Consider the following 24,344-nt stretch of genomic DNA (forward strand, 5'->3'; position numbering starts at 1 on the left):
CGCTTTTGCTTCACGCCGCGCCTGCGGACGCGATGGCGGCCGATGCGTCCTGCGCTTCGAGCGCGTCGAGTTGCGCGCGTCGCGGCAGCCCTTCCGAATCGCCGATCACCTGCACGGCGAGCGCGCCAATACGGTTGCCGCGCGCGACAGCCTGCGCCAGCGGGCGGCCCTCCAGCAGCGCGCTGATCACTCCCACCGCGAAGCCGTCGCCGGCACCCACCGTGTCCACCACGCGCGCCACCGGCTGGGCCTTCACGAGGCCGTGCGCGCCTTCCGACGTGCGGTACCAGGCGCCCTGCGCGCCGAGCTTCACGACCACGCCACGCGCCCCGCGCGCCAGGTAGAAGCGCGCGATGGTGTCCGGATCGTCGGAACCCGTCAGCACGCGCCCCTCGCTCACGCCCGGCAGTACCCAATCCGCGTAGGCCGCCAGCTCGTTGAGCGTGCTCGTCATTTCCTCGCGCGTGTTCCAGAGCGTGGGACGCAGATTCGGATCGAAGGTGATCGTGCGGCCGGCCGCGCGCATCTCGCGGGCGAGCTTGAATGCCAGCTCGCGCGACGTCGACGAGATCGCGGGCGCCACGCCGCTCAGGTGCAGATGCCGTGCGCCCAGCACGTAGTCACGCTGGAAATCGTAAGGCGAAAGCCGGCTCGCGGCCGACCCGCGGCGGAAATACTCGACAGCCGGATCGCTGCCGTCGTCGTTCTTCGACTTCAGTTGAAAGCCGGTGGGAAAACGCGTATCGACGCTCACACAGCGTGCGTTAATGCCCTCTTCTTCGAGAACGTCGCGCACGAACTGGCCAAACGAATCGGCCCCCACGCGGCTCACCCAGCCCACCCTGAAGCCGAGCCGCGCGAGACCGGTTGCGACGTTCAGTTCCGCGCCCGCTGCGCGCTTCGTGAAGTGCGAGACCTGCGCGAGCGGGCCTGCCTCGGCGGCAACGAACATCGCCATCGCTTCGCCGTAGGTGACGACGTCGAGAGAATCGGCCATGAAAGGTTTTCCTGATCTTGATGCGGGATGAAAACGAGGCGCCTTTCTTTTGGAACCGGTTCCATTTCCGGCCTCAAAAAAAGCGCCTGCGCGCCCTATTAGTCTGAGCATAGTGCGCCGCCCGGCACCGCCACGCCATTCTGGTTAGCCCTGGGCCTGCAGTCCATCACGCGTCCTGCTCGCCGGGCGGCCCGGCAAAACACTCGTCGAGAAAACGTTGCGCCACGCGCGAAGCGGCCCCGGCATGAGGAACGAGAATCGAAAAGCGCCGCGCGAGCGGCTCCGGCCCAAGCGGGATCTGGCATAGCGCGCCGTCTTCGTGTCGCATCGACATGGCGGAAACGAAGCCGATGCCCATGCCCGCGCGCACGGCCTCCTTTACTCCCTCGACCCCGGCGATCTCGAGCGCGATGCGCATTGGCACGGCCGCGCGCGCGAACGCGCGCTCGACGATCTGGCGCACGCCCGAACCCTCTTCGCGCAGGACGAGCGGGTATTCGCCCAGTGCGGCAAGCGCGATGCGCCCCCCGTCCTGCCCGGCGGCCCGGTCGAGCATCCGCCGGACGAGCGGATGCGTGCGCGGCGCGATCGCCACGATCTCGTCCTCGTGCCACGGCTTGACGACGGTGTCGGCCGGCAATGGCTCGCCGACCGGCCCTTCGATCAACGCGATGTCGAACGCGCCCAGCATGCCGACGACATCGGACGTGTTGCCGCTCGCGGTTTCGATCCTGACATCGGGATAGCGCCGATGAAACGCCGCCATCAGATACGGCAACAGATAGCTCGCGGGCGTCGTGCTCGCGCCGATGCGCAGCGTGCCGCGCTCCAGGCCGCGCAGCGCGTCGCGAAACGCGTAGGCTTCGCGCCAGGTGTCGCGCAGGCGTGCGGCATAGGCGGCGAGTTGCTCGCCCGTCGGCGTGAGGCGCACGCCGCGGCCGTCGCGCTGATAAAGCGCCTCGCCGAACTCCTCTTGCAACAGACGCAACTGGCCCGATACCGCGGGTTGCGAGAGATGCAGCGTCTCGGCCGCCCGGCTGATGTTGCGGTGATCGGCAACGGCGGCAAAAGTTATCAGTTGCTCCGGGGTCATGGCGATTAAATATCGGATTGGCTTATATTTTACTTCGCAAATCACGATTTTTCATATCGATATATCTAAATTAGGATTGGCGCACTCGTTCGTTACCCGTTCGCTACCCGATACAGAGCCGATCATGCCTGCCACATCGTCAACGACCCTTGCGCATCGGCCTTTGTCCACTCGCGGCCAGCTCAACGGCGTGCTGTTCGTCGCGTTGTTCGCCGCCGCCGTCACGCGGCTGGCCGCCCTGCCCGCCATTGCCAATCTGGGCCTGAGCCCGCTGATCGTCGGCATCGTCGGCGGCGCGATCTACGGCAACGCATTGCGCGATGGCATGCCCGAAAGCTGGGCCGCCGGCGTCAACTTCTCGGCGCGCAAGCTGCTGCGCATCGCCGTCGCGTTCTTCGGCCTGCGCGTGAGCCTGCAGGAGATCGCCCAGGTGGGCTTGCCGGGACTCGTCGAGTCGGTCGTGATCGTCGTCAGCACGCTCGTCGTCGGCACCTGGGCCGGCATGAAGATCATGAAGCTCGACCGCGACACGGCACTCCTCACCGCCGCCGGCAGTGCGATCTGCGGCGCGGCCGCCGTGCTCGCCTTCGAGTCGGCGCTGCAGTCGAAGCCGCACAAGAGCGCCATGGCCGTGGGCAGCGTCGTGCTGTTCGGCACGCTCTCGATGTTCCTCTACCCGGTGCTCTATCGCGCGGGCTGGCTCCATCTCGACACCCTCGGGGCCGGTCTCTTCTTCGGCGGCACGATCCACGAGGTCGCGCAGGTCGTGGGCGCGGCGAGCAACGTGAGCCCCGAAGCCACGCACATCGCCACCATCGTCAAGATGACCCGCGTGATGCTGCTCGTGCCGGTGCTGCTCGTGATCGGCCTGTGGGTCAACCGGTCGGCGCGCGGCGCGCATGGCGCGCACCATGGCGAAGGCGCCCGCAAGCTGGCGGTGCCGTGGTTCGCACTCGGCTTTCTCGCGTGCGTGGTCGCGAATTCGCTGCACATGCTGCCGGCTGCGGTCACGCACACGGTCAACGGGCTCGACACCTTCGCGCTGACCATGGCGATGACGGCGCTCGGCATCGAGACGCGCGTTTCGCAGATCCGCCAGGCCGGGCCGCGCGCCCTGACCACCGGATTCATTCTTTATGTCTGGCTGATTGGCGGCGGCCTTGCGATCACCTGGGGGGTGGAACGCCTCTTTGCTTGATCCCGGAAGTACGTCCTGGCACGTCTCGCACGGGCGCGCGCCATGCGAGCGATACTGTCGAGCGCGGCCCGGTCCGCGGGCCGGGCGCGTCATGGCAAAGGGGCAACCGATGGCATACGAACTGTATTACTGGGACGGCCTGCAGGGCCGGGGCGAATTCGTGCGGCTCGCGCTGGAAGAGGCGCAGGTCGAATACGTGGATGTGGCACGCGGCACGAAAGCGGAAGGGTACGGCATCGGCGCGATGATGGCGACGCTCGATAGCCGCACGGTGCCGTATCCGCCGTTCGCGCCGCCGTTTCTGAAGGACGGCGACCTGATCGTGCCGCAAACGGCGAACATCCTGTTCTATCTCGGGCCGAAGCTCGGGCTCGCGCCGCGAGACGAAGGACTGCGATACGTCGCGAACGGCCTGCAGCTCACGATCGCCGATCTCGTGACCGAGGTGCACGACACGCATCACCCGATCGCAAGCGGCCTCTACTACGAGGATCAGAAGGCCGAAGCGAAGCGGCGCACCGCCGACTTCCTCGCACACCGCATGCCGAAATTTCTCGGCTACTTCGAGCGCGTGCTCGCGCAGAATCCGGCCGGGCCGAAGCATCTGGTCGGCAAAACGCTCACCTACGTCGATCTCTCGATCTTCCAGATCGTCGAGGGGCTGCGCTACGCGTTTCCCAAGGCAACGAAGCATCTGGGCGGCCACTTCCCGCATGTCGTGGCGTTGCACGACGCGGTGGCCGTGCGCCCGAACATCGCGGCCTATCTCGACTCGCCGCGCCGCCTCGCGCTCAACGAAACCGGCATCTTCCGGCATTACCCGGAACTCGACCACGCCGCGCGCTGACCCGCGAGCACGCCGGACACCCGGCGCGCATCCCGCTCCCCCCCGCTGCCCCACCCGCAGCGCCGCTTTTTCTCGCCGCGCGCAATGCTATGCTTGCGCACGGCGACGCTCCCCCTAACAACGACCTGCCCGCTGTGCTGTCATTCCTGCTGAAACTGCGCACCCGCGCCCGCGATCTCTTCCGTCTGTCAGACGCTCACACGATGCTCGTGTGGGCGGTCATCGTCGGCATGGCGGGCGCGTGTGCGACCGTCTTGTTCCGCAAAGGCATCGCCCTGTTGCAGATCGTGTTTTCCGGCAGCCACGGCAGCCTCGTGGAGATGGCCCGGAATCTGCCCTGGCATACGCGCCTCTGGCTGCCGGCCGCGGGCGGCTTCGTCGCTGGCTGCCTGCTGCTCGTCGCGAGGCGCAAGACGCCCGGCGACGGCAACCATCCCATCCACACCGACTACGTCGAGGCCGTCGCGATCGGCAGCGGCGTGATGCCGGTCGGCAAAAGCCTCTGGCGCAGCCTCTCCTCGCTCTTCACGATCGCGAGCGGCGGCTCGATCGGCCGTGAAGGCCCGATGGTGCAACTCGCCGCGCTCGCGGCCTCGCTGATCGGCCGCTGGGTCCACTTCGATCCGCAACGCCTGCGCCTCCTCGTCGCATGCGGCGCGGCAGCCGGTATCACCTCCGCGTACAACGCGCCGATCGCCGGCGCCTTCTTCGTCACCGAAATCGTGCTCGGGTCGATCGCCATGGAGAGCTTCGGGCCGCTCGTCGTCTCCTCCGTCGTGGCGAACATCACCATGCGCGAATTCGCGGGCTACCGGCCGCCGTACGAAATGCCCGTGTTTCCGCCCGTGACGGGCCTCGAAGTCCTGCTCTTCGTTGCGCTCGGCCTGCTGTGCGGCCTGCTCGCGCCGCAGTTCCTGGGCCTGCTCGATGTCACGAAGTCGGGCTTCGCGCGCCTGAAGGTGCCGCTGCCGGTGAAGCTCGCGCTGGGCGGGCTCGTCTGCGGCATCCTTTCGGTCTGGACGCCCGAGGTCTGGGGCAACGGCTACAGCGTCGTCAACTCGGTCCTCCATTCGCCGTGGACCTGGACGGCGCTCGCCACCGTGCTCGTCTTCAAGCTCATCGCGACGGCCGCGACCGTCGGCTCGGGCGCGGTAGGCGGCGTGTTCACGCCGACGCTCTTCATGGGCGCCGTGCTCGGCTGTCTCTTCGGCCAGGGCATGCATGCGCTGTGGCCGCACGGCACGTCGGCGCCGTTCGCCTACGCGATGGTGGGGATGGGCGCGTTCCTCACGGGCGCGACCCAGGCCCCGCTGATGGCGATTCTCATGATCTTCGAGATGACGCTCAGCTACGAGGTCGTGCTGCCGCTCATGCTCTCGTGCGTGGTGGCGTACTTCGTCGCACGCGCGACGGGCAAGGCGTCGATGTACGAGATCACGCTGCATCGCAACCGTGAAGAAGAGGAACGCATGCGGCTGCGTGCAACGCAAATGCGCTCGCTGATCCAGCCCGCCAACACGGTCGTGGGCGTCAACGCCACCGTGCCCGAGATGACGCGCGTGTTCCTCGAATATCCGGTGAAATACCTTTATGTCACCGACGACGCGGGACGTTTCCTCGGCGCCGTGGCGCTTGCCGACATCACGTCGGACCTGCTGCAAAAGCGCGACACCGCGAACAAATGCGCGGCCGACTACGTGCAAATGCCCTTCCATGCGCTCACGCCCGACATGTCGCTCGCGGCCGGTCTGCAGCACTTCATGGCCTTTCGCGGCGAGCGGCTGCCGGTGATCGAGAGCGCGCAGCAGCCCACGCTTGCCGGCGTCGTCTACAAGACCTCGCTTCTCGACGCCTATCAGCGGCTCTCGCCCGATCGCTGACGCGCAGCTCCGATCAGGGACCGTTCAATCCGTGGGGCGCGAACAACTGGCTCAATGGCTATATGCAGGACCGCCCCTCCTGGCCCGTGGACCCGCTTCGACGGGCTGCGCGCGGGCGGCTGAAGCGGCGCTGCCGGAGCGTGTGCCGCTGCCCTGAAAACGCGCAGAAAAAATAGCACGCGCGTTCGAGACGCATAGGCCTATTTCCTGCCATTATGGATATATCGCATGCCTTCCCGCGCAGCCGCACGGCAGCAGCCGCCGCACCCGCGCGAAGCCGATGCGGCGCGCCGTTCCAGCGTGAGCGGCGCGGCTGCCGCGCAGCGCCCGTCCGGGCGCGGCACGGCGCTTGCTGCGGCCCCCCGGCCGCATGAGAGAGGAGGTCGAGCGATGAAAACCTCGACAGTGATGGCCACCGTGATGCTCTCGGCGTCCTGCTTCGCCGCACCGGCGCATACAGCACGGGAAACCTTGGCCGATTACGGCGGCGCCGCACCCCAACTGCGCCTCAACGACGCCCCGGTCGCCCCGCCTGCCCCCGATGTGCCCGTCCCCACGGTGAGCGACGCGCAGCACTGGCAATACATCACGCTGCCGAAGTCGCGACAGCTCGACAAAACGCTCACGCCGGAACTGCATCTCCAGACCTAGGCCTGAACCTGGATCTGGCGGACACGCAGCGGGAGCCTGCGCGAAGAATTGGCTATGCTGGCGTCGCGGCGCGCTGTCGTGCCGTGCCCCTGTCGTAACCGATCTAGCTGCTTTGCCGGCCGTCCGCCTGTCACTCCGGACCCGCGCCGGCCGCGGCGCAAAGGACGCACTGCATGCCTGCCACTCCCATTCCCGAAGAACCGATCGATCTGCAATTGACCGATGTGCTGCGCGAGGTTCGCTGGCCAGCCAACAAGGACAACCTCGTGGACGCCGCGCGCGACGCGGGCGCGAGCAACGAAGTGCTCGCGATTCTCGACGGCATGCCGGAACAGGACTACCACGACGTCGATTCGGTCACGCGGCTGATCGGCAGCAACTACAGCCCGGGGCTCGGCAACTGACGCCCGCCGTGCGGCGTGGCTCAGGCGTCGCGTCCGAACACCACGCGCGCAAAGAATTGGCTCAACACCGCCTCGACCACGCACGGTGTGACGTGTTGCGGATCGGCCGTGGAGAGAAACTGCACGCCGTCGCACAGCCCGATCAGACCGATCACGAGCAGATCGGGCTCGAGCGGCATCGGCGTGCCGGCGCGAGCCGAAAATTCCTTGATGTATTCGGCGAGATGGTCGCGCTTTTCCTTCAGGAACGCCGTAAAGCGGGCACGAAAGCGGGCGTCGCGCGCAGCCAGCAGCTTCGCCTCCACCCACAGCAGAAACGTCTTGTTCTCCTGCGCCATGCGGCTGTAGTAGGCCGTCACGCTCGCCTCCATCTCTTCGCGCGAGGTCTCGGTTTCGAAGATCGCGCGCAGGTCGGCCTGCATCGCCTCGTGATCGCGCCGCAGCAGTTCCACGAGCAGCTCGGCCTTGCTTCCGAAGTTCGAATAGAACGCCCCGCGCGTATAACCGGCCGCCAACGCGATGTCTTCCACGCTCGCGCCCACGAAGCCTTTTTTCGTGAAGATGGCGTGCGCCGCGTCGAGCAGGCGCTCGCGCGTCTGGTCACGGCTTTGTTCGCGGGTCAGTCGGATGCGGTTCATGGCGGGAGTCTAGCACTGAAACATTCCTCCAATTCAACTTTGGATTCAGATACATTACTGTATTAGAATCCAGTTCGTCATCTGCAGTCGATATCTGGCACGCATGCTGTAACTGAATCCCGTGTGCGCGAGCGCGAAGCGGGTCCGGCCTCGCCCGCATCATGCGGTGCGCCGCGCCAGTCCCGTATCTCGCCCGCGCCCCTGGCAAATCGAGGTCCATGTGAATCGTCGCGGTCGTGGCGCATCGGGCAGGATGCGCATGCAGTCCAGTGGGTCATCCGGGCGCTGGCGTCGCCTCGCCGGTCTCCTCTCGCTATGCGGCGCCGCCGCGCTCGCGGCCTGCGGCAAGGAAGCCCCGCCGCCCGAGGCGCCGCGCCCCGTCGTCTCCATGACCGTCCATCCCGATGGAGCCGGCCCACAGGCCAGCTATCCCGGCGATATCGAAGCCCGCTATTCGACGCCGCTCTCCTTCCGCGTGGCCGGCAAGATCGTCGAGCGCAGCGTGCGTCTCGGCGACACCGTCAAACCGGGCCAGGTCGTCGCGCGCCTCGATCCGTCCGACTTCGAGAAAAACGCGGCCAGCGCCGCCGCGCAACTCGCGGCCGCCCAGCACAACTACGCCTACGCGAAGCAGCAGCTCGATCGCGATACGGCCCAGGCCGCCGCCAATCTCATTGCCCGCGCGCAGTTCGAGCAGACGCAGAACGCTTACGCCTCGGCTGTGGCGCAGCGCGATCAGGCGCAACAGCAGCTCGCGCTCGCCGAGGACCAGCGCCGCTACGCGCAGCTCGTCGCCGATCACGCGGGTGTCATTACCGCCGAAAACGCCGACACGGGCCAGAACGTGCAATCCGGCCAGGCCGTCTATCAGCTCGCGTGGTCGGGTGACGTAGACGTGGTTTGCGATCTGCCCGAAACCGCCGTCGCCGGCCTCGCCGTCGGCGAGAACGCCCAGGTGAGCCTGCCGGCGCTGCCCGACCGGCCGTACACGGCGCAGATCCGCGAGATCGCCGCCGCTGCCGATCCGCAGAGCCGCACCTGGCGCGTGAAACTCACACTGGCCAATCCGGACGCTTCCGTGCGCCTCGGCATGACGGCCAACGTCGCGATCGCGGCAAGCCGGGCGGCCACGGGCGGCACCTTCACGATACCGGCCACCGCGCTCTTTCACGACGGCGACGCACCGGCGCTCTGGATCGTCCATCAGCCCGACAACGTGCTGCAACTGCACCGCGTGGCGGTCTCGCGCTACGACGCCCGCACGATTACCGTGACGAGCGGCCTCGCCGATGGCGACCGGATCGTGCTGCAAGGCGTCCACACCGTCACCTCGGGCGAGAAAGTGCACCCGGTGCCGCCGCTCCATCCCGAGGATTTCGCGTCATGAGCCGGGTTCCAGCCTCCGATCACGAGGAGGGACGCTTCAACCTGTCGGCGTGGGCGTTGCGGCATCAGGCCCTGGTGATTTTCGTCATCGCGCTCGCGACGATCTTCGGCGCCCTCTCCTACACACATCTTTCGCAGTCCGAAGATCCGCCGTTCACGTTCCGCGTGATGGTGATCCAGACCTTCTGGCCCGGCGCGACCGCACGCCAGGTCGAGGACCAGGTGACCACGCGCATCGGCCGCAAGCTGCAGGAAACGCCTTATATCGACTTCCTGCGCAGCTATTCGCGTCCCGGCGAGTCGCTCGTGTTCTTCACGATGAAGGACTCGGCGCCCGTGAGCGAGGTACAGCCCACCTGGTACCAGGTGCGCAAGAAAGTGGGCGACATCGCCGCGACGCTGCCGCCCGGCGTGCAGGGACCATTCTTCAACGACGAGTTCGGCGACGTCTACACGAACATCTACGCGCTCGAAGGCGACGGCTTCTCCCCGGCGCAGTTGCACGACTACGCCGACAAGCTGCGCGAAGAGCTGCTGCGTGTGCCCGACGTCGGCAAGGTCGATTACTTCGGCGACCCGAATCAGCGCATTTACATCGAGATCCCGAACACGCAACTCACGCGCCTCGGCATTTCGCCCACGCAGCTCGGTCAGATCATCGGCGCGCAGAACAGCGTCTCGCCCGCGGGCACGCTGACCACGGCCGACGACCGCGTCTTCGTGCGCCCGAGCGGGCAGTACGAGAACTTGCAGGCGCTGGCCGATACGCTGATCCGCGTGAACGGCCATAGCTTCCGCCTGGGCGACATCGCCACGATCCGGCGCGGCTACGACGACCCGCCCGCCACGCAGATGCGCTTCGAAGGCAACGCCGTGCTCGGCATCGGTCTCACGATGCAGCCCGGCGGCGACGTGATCCGCCTCGGCAAGGCGCTCGACGCGCGCGTCGCGCAACTGCGCGCCGGGCTGCCTGCGGGCCTGAGGCTTGTCGAGGTGTCGAGCATGCCGCACGCGGTCTCGCATTCGGTGGACGACTTCGTCGAGGCGGTCGCCGAAGCCGTCGGCATCGTGCTGCTCGTGAGCCTCGTCTCGCTGGGCGTGCGCACCGGCATGGTGGTCGTCATCACGATCCCCATCGTGCTCGCCGTGACTGCGCTCGTGATGTATCTCTTCGACATCGGCCTGCACAAGGTCTCGCTCGGCACGCTCGTGCTCGCGCTCGGCCTGCTCGTGGACGACGCCATCATCTCGGTCGAAATGATGGCCGTGAAGCTCGCCCAAGGCTGGAGCCGCACGCGCGCCGCCGCCTTCGCGTACACGAGCACCGCTTTCCCGATGCTCACGGGCACGCTCGTCACCGTCGCGGGTTTTTTGCCCATCGTGCTCGCGAAGTCGAGCACCGGCGAATATACGCGCTCGATCTTCCAGGTCTCCGCGATCGCGCTGATCGCCTCGTGGTTCGCGGCCGTCGTGCTGATCCCGCTGCTCGGCTACCGGCTGCTGCCCGAGCGCGAGCGCGCAGCCCACGAGCCCGACGGGCACGAACACGATATTTACGACACGCGTTTCTATCACCGGCTGCGGCGCTGGATCGGCTGGTGCATCCAGTATCGCTTCGTCGTGCTCGCGCTCACGATCGCGCTGTTCCTGGTCGCCCTCCTCGGCTTCACGCTCGTGCCGCAGCAGTTCTTCCCGAGCTCCGACCGGCCCGAACTGCTCATGGATGTGCGCCTGCCCGAGGGCGCCTCGTTCGACGCCACGCTGCGCGAAACCCGCCGCCTCGAAGCCGCGCTCAAGGGCCGCGCCGAAATCGATCATGCGATCGACTTCGTCGGCACCGGCGCACCGCGCTTCTATCTGCCGCTCGACCAGCAGTTGCAGCAGCCGAACTTCGCGCAGTTCGTCATCACGGCGAAGTCGATCAAGGACCGCGAAAAGCTCGCCACGTGGCTCGAAACGAAGCTGCGCAACGACTTCCCCGCCGTGCGCACGCGCCTTTCGCGCCTGGAGAACGGACCGCCCGTGGGCTATCCCGTGCAGTTCCGCGTGAGCGGCGACGACATCGCCACGGTGCGCGCTATCGCGGAGCGCGTCGCCGCGACGATGCGCGACGATGCGCGCACCGACAACGTCAACTTCGACTGGGACGAGCCCGCCGAACGGTCGCTGCATTTCGAGATCGACCAGCAAAAGGCGCGCGCGCTGAACGTCTCGTCGGAAGACGTCGCCAACTTCCTGCAGATGACGCTCTCGGGCTACACCGTCACGCAGTACCGCGAGCGCGACAAGCTCATCAGCGTCGATCTGCGCGCGCCCACGGCCGAGCGCGTCGATCCCGCCCACCTGCTGACGCTCGCCATGCCGACGCCCAACGGACCGGTGCCGCTCGGCTCGCTCGGTCATCTCGCGAACGACCTCGAATACGGCGTGATCTGGTCGCGCGACCGGCAGCCCACCATCACCGTGCAGTCCGACGTGAAGGCCGGTGCGCAAGGCATCGACGTGACGCACGAGGTCGAGAAGCAGCTCGCGCCGATCCGCGCTTCGCTGCCCACGGGCTATCGCATCGAGGTAGGCGGCTCCGTGGAGGAAAGCGCAAAAGGCCAGGCGTCGATCTTCGTGCAGTTGCCTATCCTCGCCATCGCCGTGCTCACGCTGTTGATGATCCAGTTGCAGAGCCTCTCGCGCGTGATGATGGTCGTGCTGACCGCGCCGCTCGGACTGATCGGCGTCGTGCTCACGCTGCTGCTGTTTCACGAACCGTTCGGCTTCGTCGCGATGCTCGGCGTGATTGCGATGTTCGGCATCATCATGCGCAACTCGGTGATCCTCGTGGATCAGATCGAGCAGGACATCCGCGAAGGACACAAGCGCTTCGACGCCATCGTCGGCGCGACGGTGCGGCGGTTCCGGCCCATCACGCTGACGGCAGCGGCCGCCGTGCTCGCGCTGATCCCGCTGTTGAGCTCGAACTTCTTCGGGCCGATGGCCAGCGCACTGATGGGCGGGATCACAAGCGCGACCGTGCTCACCCTGTTCTATCTCCCGGCGCTTTATGCCGCCGCGTTCCGCGTGCGCAGCAGCGAGACCGGTGAAGCGGGCTCCGACGTGGAGAATGCATCATGAGTGCCCCGAACCCGTTAGTCATGCCAATCGATTGCAACGCGGCACCGCATCCTGAGTCGCGCAAGCGGCGCCCGGCACTGCGTGCCGGCGTAGGAATGACCGCGCTCGCCGCACTGAGTCTGGCCGGCTGCGCATGGGGGCCGAGCGGCGCGGCGCCCGCGATGCCGCAACCCGCCCACTACGGTGCGGATCCCCAGCCGGCGCAGACGGTTGCCGCGCAAGGCGTGGCGCAACAGTTCGTCGAGGGCGCGCAGTCGGTGCCGCAATGGTGGACGCTGTACCGCTCCGACGCGCTGGATGCCCTCGTCGAGGAAGGACTGCGCAACAGCCCGAACCTTGCCGCCGCCGACCACAGCCTGCAGGCCGCACGGGAGCAACTGCGCGGCCAGATCGGCAGTTCGATGCTGCCCACCGTCGACGCGCTCGGCACGGCGCAGCGCCAGCGCGTGCCCGGCATCCCGCCGCTCGGCATCGACAAGCTTCAGTACGACATCTTCGCGGGCGTCGTCGAGGTGCGCTATTCGTTCGACCTGTTCGGCGCGACGCGGCTAAGCAACGCCGCGCAGGCCTCGCGCGTGAACGTGCAGGCATTCCAGTTCGAAGCGGCGCAACGCGCGCTCGCCGCGAACATTGTCGCGGCGGCGCTCGGCGCGGCTATGCTGCACGCCGAAATCGACACGACCGAACAACTGGTCGCGCTCGCCAATGCGCAAGCCGACGATACGGCGAAGCGTTACGCGCTCGGCGCGGTCTCGCATACCGACCTGCTGAACGCGCAGCAAAGCGCAGCCTCGATCGCGACCAACCTGCCGGTGCTGCGCCAGCAACTGAGCACGACCCGCCACGCGCTCGCTGTCCTGCTCGGCCGCACGCCCGACGCGGCACCGCCCGACCTCGACCTCGCGAGCCTCACGCTGCCCGCGCAGGTGCCGGTACTGGTGCCGTCCGATCTGCTGAAGTCGCGCCCCGACATCGAGGCCGCCGACGCGACGCTCAGGGCCGCCGCCGCTGACGTGGGCGCCGCGACCGCGCAGATGTTCCCGAGCATCACGCTTTCGGCAGGCCTCGGCCAGGCGGGGTTCTCGTGGCCCATGGCGACGTCGGGCGTCGGCGCGCTGTGGGCCATCGGCGCCTCGCTCACGCAGCCGATCTTCCATGGCGGCGAGCTCGTCGCGCAGCGGCGCGCGGCGCTGCAGACGTACGACGCCGCCAACGCCTCGTACCGCCAGACGGTGCTCGCGGCATTCCAGAACGTCGCCGATCAGTTGGCCTCGCTCGAACACGATGCGCAAGCGCTCGACTCGGCCAGCGCTTCCGCGCACGCCTCGGAGGGTGTGTACGACGAAACGAACGCGCGCTACCGCCTTGGCGCGGTACCTTACTACGCCGTGCGGCAGAGCGAACAGCAATGGCGCAATGCGCGCCTCGACGAGATCCGCTATCGCGGGCAGCGGCTTTCGGATACGGCGGCACTGTTCCAGGCGATGGGCAATCCGCCGACAGCGACCGCGGCGAATACGGCCACCGCCACGCGGGCTTCCACGCAGCCGGCCGCGAAGTCGGACGCGCCGCCGCCCACGCCTCCAGAGGATTAAGGCCGGCCGGCGGCGCGACATGACGTGCCGCCCAAAGCAACACGGCGCGCCCATCGGGGCGCGCCGTGCCGTCAACCGCCGAACCGCAATATCACTACTTGTTCGACTCGAACAGATTCATGATCTGCTGCTTCTCGCTCGAGCTCACATCGGGCGGCGTCATCCCGCCCGCGCCCACGCCGCCCACGGCATCGCTCGCGTTGCTCGCACCGCCCGGCGCGCCGGCCGAATCGAGGCCGATGCTCGCCACGAAACCGCTGCCCGGCGTCATGTCGCTGTAGTACAGCTCGTCGCCGATCGTCGTCAGGCCCTCGGGCATCGACGGCTCCTGCTGCGGCACGCCTTGCAGCGCCCGGCCCATGTAGTCCACCCAGATCGGCAGCGCAAGCTGCGCGCCGAATTCGCGGCTGCCGAGACTCTTCGGCTGGTCGTAGCCCATCCACGCCACGGCCACGAGCGAGCGCTGATAGCCCGCGAACCAGCCGTCCTTCGCGTCGTTGGTCGTACCGGTCTTGCCCTGCAGGTCGTCGCGATGCAGGACGTTGGTGCCCGCGCCCGTGCCCGACGTCGCCACCGAATGCAGCAGGCTGTTCATGACGTACGCGTTGCGCGCCGGGATCGTCTGCGGGGCGTTCTGGCCCGCGACGAGCGGCTGCGCGCGCAGGATCGGCTGGCCGCGCGCGTCGTCGACTTCGGCGATCAGATACGGGTTGATGCGATAGCCGCCGTTGGCGAACACGCTATAGGCGCTCGCCGACTGCAGCGGCGTGACGAGACCCGCGCCAAGCGCCATCGGCAGATACGGCGGCGTCTTGTCCGCGTCGAAACCGAAACGCTGCGTCACGTAGTCCTGTGCGTACTTCGTGCCGATGTACGACAGAATGCGGATCGACACGAGATTCTTCGACTTTTCGAGCGCGAGACGCATCGGCATCGGACCGTCGGGCTGATCGTCGTCCTTCGGCTCCCACGCGTCGCCGCCCGGCGTGCTCGGCGGGAAGTAGAGCGGCGCATCGTTGATGATGGTCGCCGGTCCGAGACCCTTCTCCAGCGAAGCCGAATAGATGAACGGCTTGAAGCTCGAACCGGGCTGGCGCCACGCCTGCGTCACGTGGTTGAACTTGTTCTTGTTGAAGTCGAACCCGCCGATCAGCGCGCGGATGGCGCCGTCCTGCGGCGTGAGCGAAACGAGCGCGCCTTCCACCTGCGGCAGTTGCGTAATCTCCCAGTCGCCCTTCGCGTTCGCGACCACGCGCACGATCGAACCCTCGCGGATGCGCAGCGCCTGCGACGCGCGCGGCGACAGCGCGGCCGCCACGAAGCGCAAGCCGTCGCCGCTCACCGTGACCGTGGTGCCGTCGAGCAACTGGGCCTTGACGGCCTTCGGGTTCGCTTCGGTCACGACCGCGGCGACGATCTCGCCGTTGTCGGGGTGGTCGGTGAGCGCGTCCTCGATGGCCTGGTCGCGGTCGTCGCCTTCGGGCGGCAGTTGCACGAAACCCTCCGGCCCGCGATAGCCGTGGCGGCGCTCGTAGGCCATCACGCCCTTGCGCACCGCGTCGTAGGCCGCTTCCTGGTCTGCCGAATCGATCGTGGTCGTCACCGTGAGGCCGCGCGTATAGGTCTCGTCCTTGTACTGCGCGTACATCATCTGGCGCACCATTTCGGCGATGTACTCGGCGTGCACGCTGTACTCGTTGCCGGCCGTCCTCGTGCGCAGCGGTTCCTTGATCGCTTCGTCGTACTGATCCTGGGTGATGTAGCCAAGATCGAGCATGCGCTTGAGGATGTATTCCTGGCGGATCTTCGCGCGGTGCGGATTGACGATCGGGTTATACGCCGACGGCGCCTTCGGCAGGCCTGCGAGCATCGCCGCTTCGGCAACCGTGATGTCCTTCAGGTTCTTGCCGAAGTACACGCGCGCCGCCGCGGAAAAGCCGTAGGCGCGCTCGCCCAGATAGATCTGGTTCATATACAGCTCGAGGATCTGATCCTTCGTGAGCGCCCGCTCGATCTTGTACGCAAGCAGCATTTCGTAGATCTTGCGCGTATAGGTCTTCTCGCTGGAGAGGAAGAAGTTGCGCGCCACCTGCATCGTGATCGTGCTCGCGCCCTGCGAGGCGCCGCCATGCATCAGGTCGGCAAAACCCGCGCGCAGGATGCCGATGAAGTCCACGCCGCCGTGCTCGTAGAAGCGGTAGTCCTCGATTGCGAGAACGGCTTTCTTCTGTATGTCGGGGATGTCCTGGAAGCGCACGAGTTGCCGGCGCTCCTCGCCGAACTCGCCGATCAGCACGTGGTCGGCCGTATAGATGCGCAGCGGCACCTTCGGCTGATAGTTCGTGAGCGCATCGAGCGACGGCAGTTGCGGCTCCATCACGACGAGCCCGTAGCCGACGATCAGCGCGCCGACGACGAGCAGCGTCGCGATCAGGCCGAAGAACCCCAGCACGATCGAGCCCAAGATCGAGCGGCGCCGCCGGCCGCCGTCGCGCGGCGCGTCGCGGCGGTCCGGCTGGTCCGGCCCGCGCGGCGGGGATCCGTTGTTGAAGGAAGGTTCCCGATCGTCGCTCGGGAAATGCGGGGAAGACGGTCGTTTAATGATAGGCATGACTGGAATGATTGGCGCGTCTGCCGCGCACCCGGCTGCGCGCGGCTTGCGCGCGCAAGGATCGTGATCATGGCGTCATGGCGCCAATTCGGCATGCGGCAGGACCGGCTCACGCCGGCCGTCGCAACGCGACCGGCAACGCCCCCGTCCGGTCGCGCGACGCGCGGTGCAGCGCACCATCGCGCAGGGTAACAGCGCATTCTAAAGAATTCCGCGCACGCCCGGACGGGGATTTTTTGTAAAAAATTCTCAAAGGACGCTTTCGAACGGCTTTCCCTACGCGGCCTACCCCGCTTTCCCGCACAAAAGACGGCTCTTTGCGCCAATTGCAACGTCCTTCGCAGAAGTTGTCGCGTCGGCGCGGCAAGGCACGTCAGAAAGCGGAAACGAGCGCGACGCGACCGGAATATTCTTGCGCGGCGCCGCGCTGCCGCGTGCGCATGCAGTCGTTGCGCATCCGCCGCTTGGCCGTATGATGGATGAACTGCTGCACGCCCCGCCCGGCCCGATACGCCCCGATACGCGATACGCGGCCGTCATCGAATAGTCACGCGCGAGCGGCCGGATGGCCGCCGCCCGGACGGGACCCGAGGTCAACCGTTGCCGACCCCTACAGCCAGCCGATCATGAACAAGCCCAGCGAACGCATCGTCGTCTTCGTCACGCCCGCGCAAAAGCGCGCCATCGCGGCCACGGCCGACGAACTCGGCATCAGCGTCAGCGAACTGATGCGCCGGGCCGTGATCGCTTTCAGCGCCACCAGCGACCAGGTGAAGGCCGCGAGCATCGTGGATCGCCTGAACGCACCGCGCGAACCCGATGCGCTTGCGCAAGTGCTGCGCCGGGCGGCGAAGCCGCAGCGCCAGAGCCGCGGCAGCCCTCTGCGCCTCGCTCCCGCTCCGACGGCGGCCGATGCCGAGGCGCTTGCCATACGCGAAGACACGGAAGCCGCTGCGCAGGACGACGCGGCGCACGATGCCGGCGCGCTGCGCCATGCTGCGAATGGCGCCTCGCCCGAGGAATTCGTGGAAGCCTCCGCTGTAGCAGCCGCGGACGCCCAGATCGGCAACGCCGCGCGCGAAATTGGCCAGGCCATCGCGCGCCTCGCCGCCGAAGCGGAGGATGCCGAAGCACCGCTTGCCGGCGCCGCCGGCCTCGAAGAGGTCGAACCGATGCAATCGCTGGGCGGCCCGTCGCCGTTCGCGCGCACGACCCATCCGCACGGCGACGCCGACGCTCGCCACGACGGACAAAACGGCGGCGCACCCGAAGACGGCAAGTTTGCGTGACCTCGCGTGACGAACGCAACGAGCGCAACAAAGCGTCCCGCTCCGGCCTGAGCCTGCGCGGAGCCGCCGGCCCTTTAAGTCCCTTTTAAGCGACCCCTGGTGTAATATCCGCGAGCGATGGCGCCGGGCGGCGCTTGCGGGAGTACAGGCAATGACTTCGCCCGTTTCGATTGCCCACTTGCAATCGGCAAAGGCGCCCCGATTTGCGCGCTGCATGCCCGGTGTGCGCAAAGCGGCGTAAGCTGGAAACAGCGCTGAAACAGGCACTGGAAGCAGCACGGACCACGACCGCAGGCGACTGCGAATCGGCCCCACGCCGCTCGACGCAAAACGCGCATGCGTGCATCTCGGCCCATCGCGGCCGATCTCAATTCACGGAGGTAATTCATGTCGCTTTTTGACTCCATTTCGCGCACGCTCAAGGGCCTCTTGAACGACGCCGCCGATTCGGTGCAAGACCCGTCGCGCGACGCCCGCCAGATCGTGCGCGAACTCGACGACAGCATCGCGAAAGCGGAGAACGCGCTCGTCGAGATCCAGGCACAGGTCGCGACGCAGCAAAGCAAGCGCGACGTGGCCGCCGACAAGGCGAAGAAATACGAAGACGGCGCGAAGCGCGCGCTGCAGTCGGGCGACGAAGCGCTTGCACGCGAGGCGCTCGGCGCCCAGAGCACGGCCGAAGCGGAGCGCGACGCGCTCGCCGCGGAACTCGCGAAGCTCGAACCGTCGGTCGATCAACTGAAGCAGCAGATCGACGACATGCGCCAGCGCCGCAACGACCTGAACGCGCGCTCGAACATCCTGCAGGCGAAGCAGCAGATCGCCCAGGCGAAGGACGTCGCCGCCACGGCGCTTGGCGGCATCGGCGGGAAGAATCTCTCCGCCGACTTCGACAAGCTCGAGGACAAGGTCTCGCTCTCCAACGCCCGCTCCGACGCGCGCCTGAACTCGGCCGACACCGCAAGCGGCAAGGCGCTCGAGGACAAGCTCGCGGCGCTGAACAAGGGTCCTTCGGTGGACGAGCGCCTCGAAGCGCTGAAAAAGCAGTTGAACACGCCGGCGCAATAACGCGCCAGCGTGGCCGGAAGCGGCCGCGCGTCATGCTCGTGCAACTCACGCGCGCGCCGCATCCTCGTTCCGATCGTCATGGAGACGGGCGTCCAATCCGCCCGGCTTGCAACATGAAAAAGTATTTCGTCGCTGCCCTCGCCTCGCTTGCGCTCGTGAGCGGCGCCGCCTTCGCGGTGCCGAGCGCCCAGCAGATCGATTCCGCCATCTCGCAGGGCGACTGGCAACGCGCGGATGCGGGCCTCGTCGAGGTCCTGCAGGCGCACCCGAACAACGCACATGCGCATTACCTCTATGCGCAGGTGCTCGACCGCGAAGGCCGCTACGCCGACGCGCTCACCCAGGTCGAGCAGGCGAAGTCGCTCGACCCGCAGTTGCGTTTCACCACGCCGCAGCACTACGCCCAGGTCGAAGCGAAGATCCGCGCCGATGCCGCGCGTGCCAGCACGACCACGAGCAGCCGCGCCGACAATGCTTTCGCGCAGCCGGCCCAGGCGGTCGCGCCGGTGCCGCAGCGTCATGGTCCGGGCATGGGCGCGTGGATCGGCATTGCTATCTTGCTGGTCGGCATCGCGCTCGTGCTGCGCTGGACGTTGCGGCGCGCGAAGTCGAACGAAGACGCGAAAGCCGGCGGCGATCGCCGCGATCAACTCAAGCGCGCAACCGACCTGCTCAACGCGGTGCGCTCGCTGAAGCTCGACGTACGGCTCTCGACGGCGCCGGGCCATGACTTGCTCGAAAAAGAAGTCGAAGGACTCGAAACGCAGTTGCGCGGCCTCGTCGAAACGCTCTCGAACAGCACCACTCCGGTAGCGCCATATCAGGTCGAGGATCTCGGACGCCAGTTCGAAAGCCTCAAGGCGCGCGCCGAAGGCCGACCCGACCCGAACGCCCAGCCTGCCGCTGCCTCGCCCTACGGCTATGGGAGCGACTCGCCCTATGCGCGCGAAGCCGATGCCGCCTTCGGCCGTCAGCCGCAGATGCCGTATCCGCCTCAACAACCGCCGCAAGTCATCGTGCAGCAGGGCGGCGGCGGGATGGGCGGCATGGGCGGGTTGCTGACCGGCGTGCTGCTGGGCGAAGCGTTGAACCAGGGCCGTGACCGCGTGATCGAGCGCGACGTCTACGTGGACGACGATGGCCGCAGAATCCCGCGCGATGACAGCGGAAACGGCGGCGGCAACGGCGTGGACCTCGGTCAGGGTTCCAATGACTGGGACGACGGTTCCGGCGGCGGCGTCGACCTCGGCAGCAATGACTCGGATGACTGGGGCAACTCTTGAGCGCTGGATGCACCCACTCCGTCTAAAAGCGCACGACAGAGTTCACAACAACGGGCTCCTCGCGGGGCCCGTTTTTCATCGAAGCGCGGCGCGCATTGCACACCGCCCTCGCAAGGAAGCCGCACATGGCAACTCAGGCTGACACGGCGCCGCGTATCGCCATCGTCGGCAGCGGCTTTGCCGGAATCGGCATGGCGATCCGCCTGCGGCGCATGGGCCTCGACTCGTTCACGATCTACGAAGCGGCCGCGGACCTCGGCGGCACCTGGCGCGATAACGCGTACCCGGGCGTCGCCTGCGATATTCCTTCGCACCTCTACTCATTTTCTTTCGAGCCCAATCCCAACTGGACGCGTGCGTTCGCACCCCAGCGGGAAATTCTCGATTATCTGCGCCACTGTGCTCGCAAATACGACGTCGAGCGATTCATCGAATATCGTTCGCACGTGAGGGCCGCGCGCTTCGACGAAACGGATGGCGTGTGGAACATCGAGATCGACCAGCACGGCTCGACGCACACCATCGTGGCGGATCTGCTGATTGCTGCGAATGGCGCGCTTTCGCGCCCTGCGCTGCCCGATCTCGCCGGACTCGAACGTTTCGAGGGCACGCTCTTTCATTCGGCGCGCTGGGACCACGGCTACGACCTCGAAGGCAAGCGCGTAGGCGTGATCGGCACCGGCGCAAGCACGATCCAGTTCGTACCGCATATCCAGCCTCATGTGGCGCAGCTCGCGGTGTTCCAGCGCACCGCGCCGTGGATCATGCCGCGGCGCGATCACGCGATCGGCGAGCGCAAGCGCGCGCTCTACCGCCGCGTGCCGTTCGCGCAGCGCGTGGCGCGTGCCGCCGTGTACTGCCAGCACGAAACGCGGGCGCTCGGCTTCATTGTCAATCTGCGGCTGCTCGAAGCACCCATGAAGTTCGCGCGCGGCTATCTCGCGCGCAAGATCGAAGACTCCGCCCTGCGCGCGAAGCTCGCACCGGACTATCTGCTCGGCTGCAAGCGCGTGCTGCTCTCGTCCGACTACTATCCGGCAATTGCGCAGCCCAACGTCGAGCTCGTCACCGACGCGATCCGCGAAGTGGTCGCCGACGGCATCGTCACGGCGGACGGCACGCACCGCCCGTTCGACGCGATCATCTGCGGCACCGGCTTTCAGGTCAACGACGTCGATGCGCCCTTTCGCGTGACCGGCGCGGACGGCGCGGATCTCGGCGAAGCGTGGCGGCGCGACGGGCCGGAGGCCTACCTTGGCGCGACCGTCGCGGGCTTTCCCAATCTCTTTCTGATCGTCGGTCCCAATACCGGACTTGGACACAACTCGATGATCTACATGATCGAGTCGCAGGTGCGCTATATCGCCGACTGCATCCGCGCGCTGCAACGCCGCGGCGCGCGAACGATGAGCGTGCGGCCCGAAGTCCAGCGCGCGTTCAACGACACGCTGCAGCGGATGCTCACGCGCACCGTCTGGCAATCGGGTTGCCACAGTTGGTATCAAACGCGGCGTGGCAAGAACACGTCGCTATGGCCGGGCTTCACCTTCGATTTCCGGCGCAGGACGCGGCGTGTGCGCGAAAGCGATTATGAGTTTGGGGGGAGCGTGTAGGTCGGCTACTGCGCTAGCCGCTATGCATCCGAGGATGCGCACCTCGGCAGAAGATTTCTTGATCTGCCCACGGTAGAAGGTAAGGCATCCCGCCCGCACTTCACGCGAAATGGGACCATTAGCCCCTGGTAACGTAAGCCTGCCTTGGGCCGCGTACTCGCCCAAGCCGCAGGCGATGAGCCGCCCGAAACATAGCAAATTTGCTAATATTATGTTTTGGACGATCACCTATTATTCAGCCCGGGTGCGGGATGAAGTTGCAGACCTCCCTGCTGGTATCCTCGCCAGCTATCTGCGCCTTCTAGAGACAATGGAAGTCCACGGCGCGAACCTGCGCATGCCGCACTCTCGATCTATGGGTGAAGGCCTGTTCGAACTGCGACCGCGTGGACCGGAGGGTATCGGACGAGTCTTCTATTGCACCCAGGTGGGCAAGCAGATCGTGGTGCTGCACTCCTTCGTCAAGAAGACGCAGGAAACGCCTGCCGGCGAACTGCGCGTCGCCCGCAAACGTATGATGGAGGTACGAAACCATGGCTAAAACTCGACCGGTACCGGCAGCCGAAGATCGCTATCACCCCGTTCCCCACGACAAGGCATTCCGCGACCGGCTAGTGGCAAAACCCGGCGTGAAGGCAGCATACGAAGCGCTCGAAGAAGAATTCACTGCGCTTGACGCCTTGCTCACCGCTCGCAGGGAGGCGGGGCTTACGCAGGCCCAGATCGCCGAGCGCATGGGCACCACGGCTTCGGCAATTTCGCGGCTCGAAGCATCGCTATCGAGCGAAAGGCACTCGCCGTCGTTGTCGACGCTGAGAAAGTACGCGGCTGCATGCGGGAAGAAGCTCGTTATTTCCTTTGCCTGAGCCGCGCGCTGCAGTCAGGCATCCCCATCACTATCCGCCCCCAAGCAGCCTCAACAGCCCCCATAAAAACCGGCACACCATCAAAATCAGTTCCCACAGCAGCACCAGTTGCTGCCAGAGCGACGCGACGGCGCCCTCGCCCAGCATGCGTTCGATCATCAGACTCCCACGGCGGGCCTCGGGCGGCCCGCGTTCCTCGATCATAGCGTCCGTCACCGGCACGCGCTCAAGTCCAAACATTACTGGCCGTTAATCATCACGGAGAGCCCGGCGTTCGCACAGCAGACCGGGCCCGAGCGATCAGGGTGATCGAAAGGAGACATTCGATGTCACGTTTGCGGTTTCGTCTGCGCGGTGCAAACCGGGCGGGCAAGTCAGCCGGTATCATCGGCGATATCGCGGCGCATGCAGGCCGCCTCGGCATGGAAATCTGCGACGTGTCCGGCCACGTCGACGAAGTCGCAGCCCGCGTCCAGCATCAGGCGGCCGTCTGCCACGCGCTGCGCGAGTCGGCCGCGCATACGCTGGCCGGCAATCACCAGATCGCCGCCGCGGCCCGCGCGATGCGCGAGGTCAGCACCGGCACGGCGGCCACCGTGCAGTCTTCCCAGCAGACCATCGACGCGTCGCTTGCCGACATCCACGGTCTCGTGGAGGGCGTCACCATCATCGAGAGCCAGATCGGCGCGCTCAAGACTGCCCTCGCGCACGTCTCGAAGGTTTCGGAAGAAATCTCGCTGATCGCGCGCCAGACCCAACTGCTCGCCCTGAATGCCGCCATCGAGGCTGCGCGCGCGGGAGAATCGGGCAAGAGCTTCGCTGTCGTGGCTTCCGAAGTGAAAAATCTCTCCGCGAAAACGGCGCAAGCCACCGGACAGATCGAACAGACGCTAGCGCAGCTCACGCAGCAAACCGAGCGGCTCATCGTCGAAGGCGCAGCGAACACCGAGCGCGCGCATCGCGTACGTTCAGGTACGCACACGATCGGTGAAGCCGTGCGAAGCACTGGCGCAGCGATCACGCAGCTCGACGACCACGCCGGTCAGATCGCCCAGTTGACCGGCGAGATCGAGGCGAAATGCGACGGACTCGAGGCGCAGGTGCAACAGATGGCGGACGGCGTGGAAGATTCGAGCCGCAATTTCGCCCAGGCGAAGGATCAGTTGGGGCGCCTGCTCGACGTCTCGGAAACGCTGATCGAGCTGAGCGCCGAAACCGGCGTCGAGACCGAAGACACGCGCTTCATCACGGCCGTGCAGCGTGCGGCCTCGCAGGTCGGCAAGCTGTTCGAGTCGGCCCTCGCGCGCGGCGACATCGGCGAAGCCGACCTCTTCGACAGCACCTATGTGCCCGTGCCGAATACCAGCCCGCAGCAGCACGTCACGCGCTTTGCGGCCTTCACCGACCGCGTACTGCCGGCGCTCATCGAGCCGTTGCTCGCCTTCGACGAGCGCGTGGCGTTTTGCGTGGCGATCGATCCACGCGGCTACATCCCGACGCACAACCGCAAGTTCTCCCAGCCGCAGGGCAACGACCCCGTCTGGAACGCCGCCCATTGCCGCAACCGGCGTATTTTCAGCGACCGCGCCGGGGTGGGCGCCGGCTCGCATACCAAGCCGTTTCTCTTGCAAACCTACCGCCGCGACATGGGCGGCGGCCAGTTTGCGCTGATGAAGGACGCCTCCGCCCCGATCTTCGTCAACGGCCGGCATTGGGGCGGCTTCCGCATGGGCTATCGGCTCTGAGGCGGATGCGGGGCGTTTTTCGCGGCAACGAAAGAAAACGGCGCGCGGCAGAAC

The 24,344-nt window shown here is 66.7% G+C and carries 20 protein-coding genes; 15 read left to right on the top strand and 5 right to left on the bottom strand.

The annotated features are described in order from the left end of the window. Positions 1-10: 10 nt before the first annotated feature. Positions 11-997, bottom strand: coding sequence for a sugar kinase (locus tag V8683_RS09970; protein WP_411189590.1), 987 nt, complete (start codon positions 995-997; stop codon positions 11-13). A 166-nt stretch (positions 998-1,163) separates the two neighbouring features. Next, entirely contained in the window at positions 1,164-2,090 is a 927-nt protein-coding gene (locus V8683_RS09975) for a LysR substrate-binding domain-containing protein (protein WP_411189591.1), read from the bottom strand. A gap of 124 nt (positions 2,091-2,214) precedes the next feature. Between V8683_RS09975 and V8683_RS09980 the strand changes: the two genes are divergently transcribed. The 5 genes from V8683_RS09980 (at position 2,215) to V8683_RS10000 (ending at position 7,070) form a co-directional block, all read left to right on the top strand. Then, a complete protein-coding gene (locus V8683_RS09980) occupies positions 2,215-3,288 on the top strand; it encodes a YeiH family protein (protein ID WP_411189592.1) in 1,074 nt (357 codons plus the stop codon). A 109-nt stretch (positions 3,289-3,397) separates the two neighbouring features. Further along, positions 3,398-4,135 (top strand): glutathione S-transferase, encoded by a 738-nt coding sequence (locus tag V8683_RS09985; RefSeq protein ID WP_411189593.1) that lies wholly within the window; start codon positions 3,398-3,400, stop codon positions 4,133-4,135. Positions 4,136-4,269: 134 nt separating this feature from the next. After that, positions 4,270-6,015 (top strand): ClcB-like voltage-gated chloride channel protein, encoded by a 1,746-nt coding sequence (locus tag V8683_RS09990; RefSeq protein WP_411190543.1) that lies wholly within the window; start codon positions 4,270-4,272, stop codon positions 6,013-6,015. Positions 6,016-6,405: 390 nt separating this feature from the next. Beyond that, positions 6,406-6,666, top strand: coding sequence for a hypothetical protein (locus V8683_RS09995; protein ID WP_411189594.1), 261 nt, complete (start codon positions 6,406-6,408; stop codon positions 6,664-6,666). Positions 6,667-6,839: 173 nt separating this feature from the next. Beyond that, positions 6,840-7,070, top strand: a complete 231-nt coding sequence (locus V8683_RS10000; RefSeq protein WP_411189595.1) for a DUF2795 domain-containing protein — start codon at positions 6,840-6,842, stop codon at positions 7,068-7,070. A gap of 20 nt (positions 7,071-7,090) precedes the next feature. On the opposite strand, the gene V8683_RS10005 is transcribed toward V8683_RS10000, so the two are convergent. Next, on the bottom strand, positions 7,091-7,708 hold the full coding sequence (locus tag V8683_RS10005) for a TetR/AcrR family transcriptional regulator (protein WP_411189596.1): 618 nt from the start codon (positions 7,706-7,708) through the stop codon (positions 7,091-7,093). A 253-nt stretch (positions 7,709-7,961) separates the two neighbouring features. Between V8683_RS10005 and V8683_RS10010 the strand changes: the two genes are divergently transcribed. The 3 genes from V8683_RS10010 (at position 7,962) to V8683_RS10020 (ending at position 13,815) form a co-directional block, all read left to right on the top strand. Continuing rightward, on the top strand, positions 7,962-9,095 hold the full coding sequence (locus V8683_RS10010) for an efflux RND transporter periplasmic adaptor subunit (protein WP_411190545.1): 1,134 nt from the start codon (positions 7,962-7,964) through the stop codon (positions 9,093-9,095). After that, complete coding sequence (locus V8683_RS10015; RefSeq protein WP_411189597.1) at positions 9,092-12,220, top strand: efflux RND transporter permease subunit; 3,129 nt, start codon at positions 9,092-9,094, stop codon at positions 12,218-12,220. Before V8683_RS10010 ends, V8683_RS10015 begins: the two co-directional genes overlap by 4 nt. 95 nt (positions 12,221-12,315) lie before the next feature. Then, on the top strand, positions 12,316-13,815 hold the full coding sequence (locus tag V8683_RS10020; RefSeq protein WP_411190546.1) for an efflux transporter outer membrane subunit: 1,500 nt from the start codon (positions 12,316-12,318) through the stop codon (positions 13,813-13,815). A gap of 94 nt (positions 13,816-13,909) precedes the next feature. Here the strand turns inward: V8683_RS10020 and V8683_RS10025 are convergent, their stop codons facing one another. Next, complete coding sequence (locus V8683_RS10025; RefSeq protein WP_411189598.1) at positions 13,910-16,426, bottom strand: penicillin-binding protein 1A; 2,517 nt, start codon at positions 16,424-16,426, stop codon at positions 13,910-13,912. Between the two features lie 626 nt (positions 16,427-17,052). Here V8683_RS10025 and V8683_RS10030 point away from each other — a divergent pair. The 6 genes from V8683_RS10030 to V8683_RS10055 all read left to right on the top strand — a co-directional run bounded on the left by V8683_RS10030 (position 17,053) and on the right by V8683_RS10055 (position 22,545). Further along, positions 17,053-17,715: a hypothetical protein gene (locus V8683_RS10030; protein ID WP_411189599.1), complete on the top strand. Its 663-nt coding sequence runs from the start codon at positions 17,053-17,055 to the stop codon at positions 17,713-17,715. Between the two features lie 387 nt (positions 17,716-18,102). Next, positions 18,103-18,783, top strand: coding sequence for a PspA/IM30 family protein (locus V8683_RS10035; RefSeq protein WP_411189600.1), 681 nt, complete (start codon positions 18,103-18,105; stop codon positions 18,781-18,783). Positions 18,784-18,896: 113 nt separating this feature from the next. Continuing rightward, complete coding sequence (locus V8683_RS10040) at positions 18,897-20,066, top strand: tetratricopeptide repeat protein (RefSeq protein ID WP_411189601.1); 1,170 nt, start codon at positions 18,897-18,899, stop codon at positions 20,064-20,066. 125 nt (positions 20,067-20,191) lie between these two features. Next, the gene (locus tag V8683_RS10045) at positions 20,192-21,679 is read left to right on the top strand and encodes a flavin-containing monooxygenase (RefSeq protein WP_411189602.1); all 1,488 of its coding nucleotides are present in this window, start codon (positions 20,192-20,194) and stop codon (positions 21,677-21,679) included. Positions 21,680-21,854: 175 nt separating this feature from the next. Then, on the top strand, positions 21,855-22,220 hold the full coding sequence (locus tag V8683_RS10050; protein WP_411189603.1) for a type II toxin-antitoxin system RelE/ParE family toxin: 366 nt from the start codon (positions 21,855-21,857) through the stop codon (positions 22,218-22,220). Then, positions 22,213-22,545: a helix-turn-helix domain-containing protein gene (locus tag V8683_RS10055; RefSeq protein WP_411189604.1), complete on the top strand. Its 333-nt coding sequence runs from the start codon at positions 22,213-22,215 to the stop codon at positions 22,543-22,545. Before V8683_RS10050 ends, V8683_RS10055 begins: the two co-directional genes overlap by 8 nt. A gap of 30 nt (positions 22,546-22,575) precedes the next feature. On the opposite strand, the gene V8683_RS10060 is transcribed toward V8683_RS10055, so the two are convergent. After that, a complete protein-coding gene (locus tag V8683_RS10060) occupies positions 22,576-22,749 on the bottom strand; it encodes a hypothetical protein (protein ID WP_411189605.1) in 174 nt (57 codons plus the stop codon). A gap of 122 nt (positions 22,750-22,871) precedes the next feature. On the opposite strand from V8683_RS10060, the gene V8683_RS10065 reads away from it, so the two are divergent. Continuing rightward, positions 22,872-24,290: a methyl-accepting chemotaxis protein gene (locus V8683_RS10065; protein WP_411189606.1), complete on the top strand. Its 1,419-nt coding sequence runs from the start codon at positions 22,872-22,874 to the stop codon at positions 24,288-24,290. Positions 24,291-24,344: the final 54 nt, after the last annotated feature.

The sequence above is a fragment of the Paraburkholderia sp. AV2 genome (assembly GCF_054968425.1).

Bases quoted from the DNA above. Each gene is read 5' to 3' on its own strand.
- V8683_RS09970 (WP_411189590.1), bottom strand. From the start codon at position 997: ATGGCCGATTCTCTCGACGTCGTCACCTACGGCGAAGCGATGGCGATG.
- V8683_RS09975 (WP_411189591.1), bottom strand. From the start codon at position 2,090: ATGACCCCGGAGCAACTGATAACTTTTGCCGCCGTTGCCGATCACCGC.
- V8683_RS09980 (WP_411189592.1), top strand. From the start codon at position 2,215: ATGCCTGCCACATCGTCAACGACCCTTGCGCATCGGCCTTTGTCCACT.
- V8683_RS09985 (WP_411189593.1), top strand. From the start codon at position 3,398: ATGGCATACGAACTGTATTACTGGGACGGCCTGCAGGGCCGGGGCGAA.
- V8683_RS09995 (WP_411189594.1), top strand. From the start codon at position 6,406: ATGAAAACCTCGACAGTGATGGCCACCGTGATGCTCTCGGCGTCCTGC.
- V8683_RS10000 (WP_411189595.1), top strand. From the start codon at position 6,840: ATGCCTGCCACTCCCATTCCCGAAGAACCGATCGATCTGCAATTGACC.
- V8683_RS10005 (WP_411189596.1), bottom strand. From the start codon at position 7,708: ATGAACCGCATCCGACTGACCCGCGAACAAAGCCGTGACCAGACGCGC.
- V8683_RS10010 (WP_411190545.1), top strand. From the start codon at position 7,962: ATGCGCATGCAGTCCAGTGGGTCATCCGGGCGCTGGCGTCGCCTCGCC.
- V8683_RS10015 (WP_411189597.1), top strand. From the start codon at position 9,092: ATGAGCCGGGTTCCAGCCTCCGATCACGAGGAGGGACGCTTCAACCTG.
- V8683_RS10020 (WP_411190546.1), top strand. From the start codon at position 12,316: ATGACCGCGCTCGCCGCACTGAGTCTGGCCGGCTGCGCATGGGGGCCG.
- V8683_RS10025 (WP_411189598.1), bottom strand. From the start codon at position 16,426: ATGCCTATCATTAAACGACCGTCTTCCCCGCATTTCCCGAGCGACGAT.
- V8683_RS10030 (WP_411189599.1), top strand. From the start codon at position 17,053: ATGAACAAGCCCAGCGAACGCATCGTCGTCTTCGTCACGCCCGCGCAA.
- V8683_RS10035 (WP_411189600.1), top strand. From the start codon at position 18,103: ATGTCGCTTTTTGACTCCATTTCGCGCACGCTCAAGGGCCTCTTGAAC.
- V8683_RS10040 (WP_411189601.1), top strand. From the start codon at position 18,897: ATGAAAAAGTATTTCGTCGCTGCCCTCGCCTCGCTTGCGCTCGTGAGC.
- V8683_RS10045 (WP_411189602.1), top strand. From the start codon at position 20,192: ATGGCAACTCAGGCTGACACGGCGCCGCGTATCGCCATCGTCGGCAGC.
- V8683_RS10050 (WP_411189603.1), top strand. From the start codon at position 21,855: ATGAGCCGCCCGAAACATAGCAAATTTGCTAATATTATGTTTTGGACG.
- V8683_RS10055 (WP_411189604.1), top strand. From the start codon at position 22,213: ATGGCTAAAACTCGACCGGTACCGGCAGCCGAAGATCGCTATCACCCC.
- V8683_RS10060 (WP_411189605.1), bottom strand. From the start codon at position 22,749: ATGATCGAGGAACGCGGGCCGCCCGAGGCCCGCCGTGGGAGTCTGATG.
- V8683_RS10065 (WP_411189606.1), top strand. From the start codon at position 22,872: ATGTCACGTTTGCGGTTTCGTCTGCGCGGTGCAAACCGGGCGGGCAAG.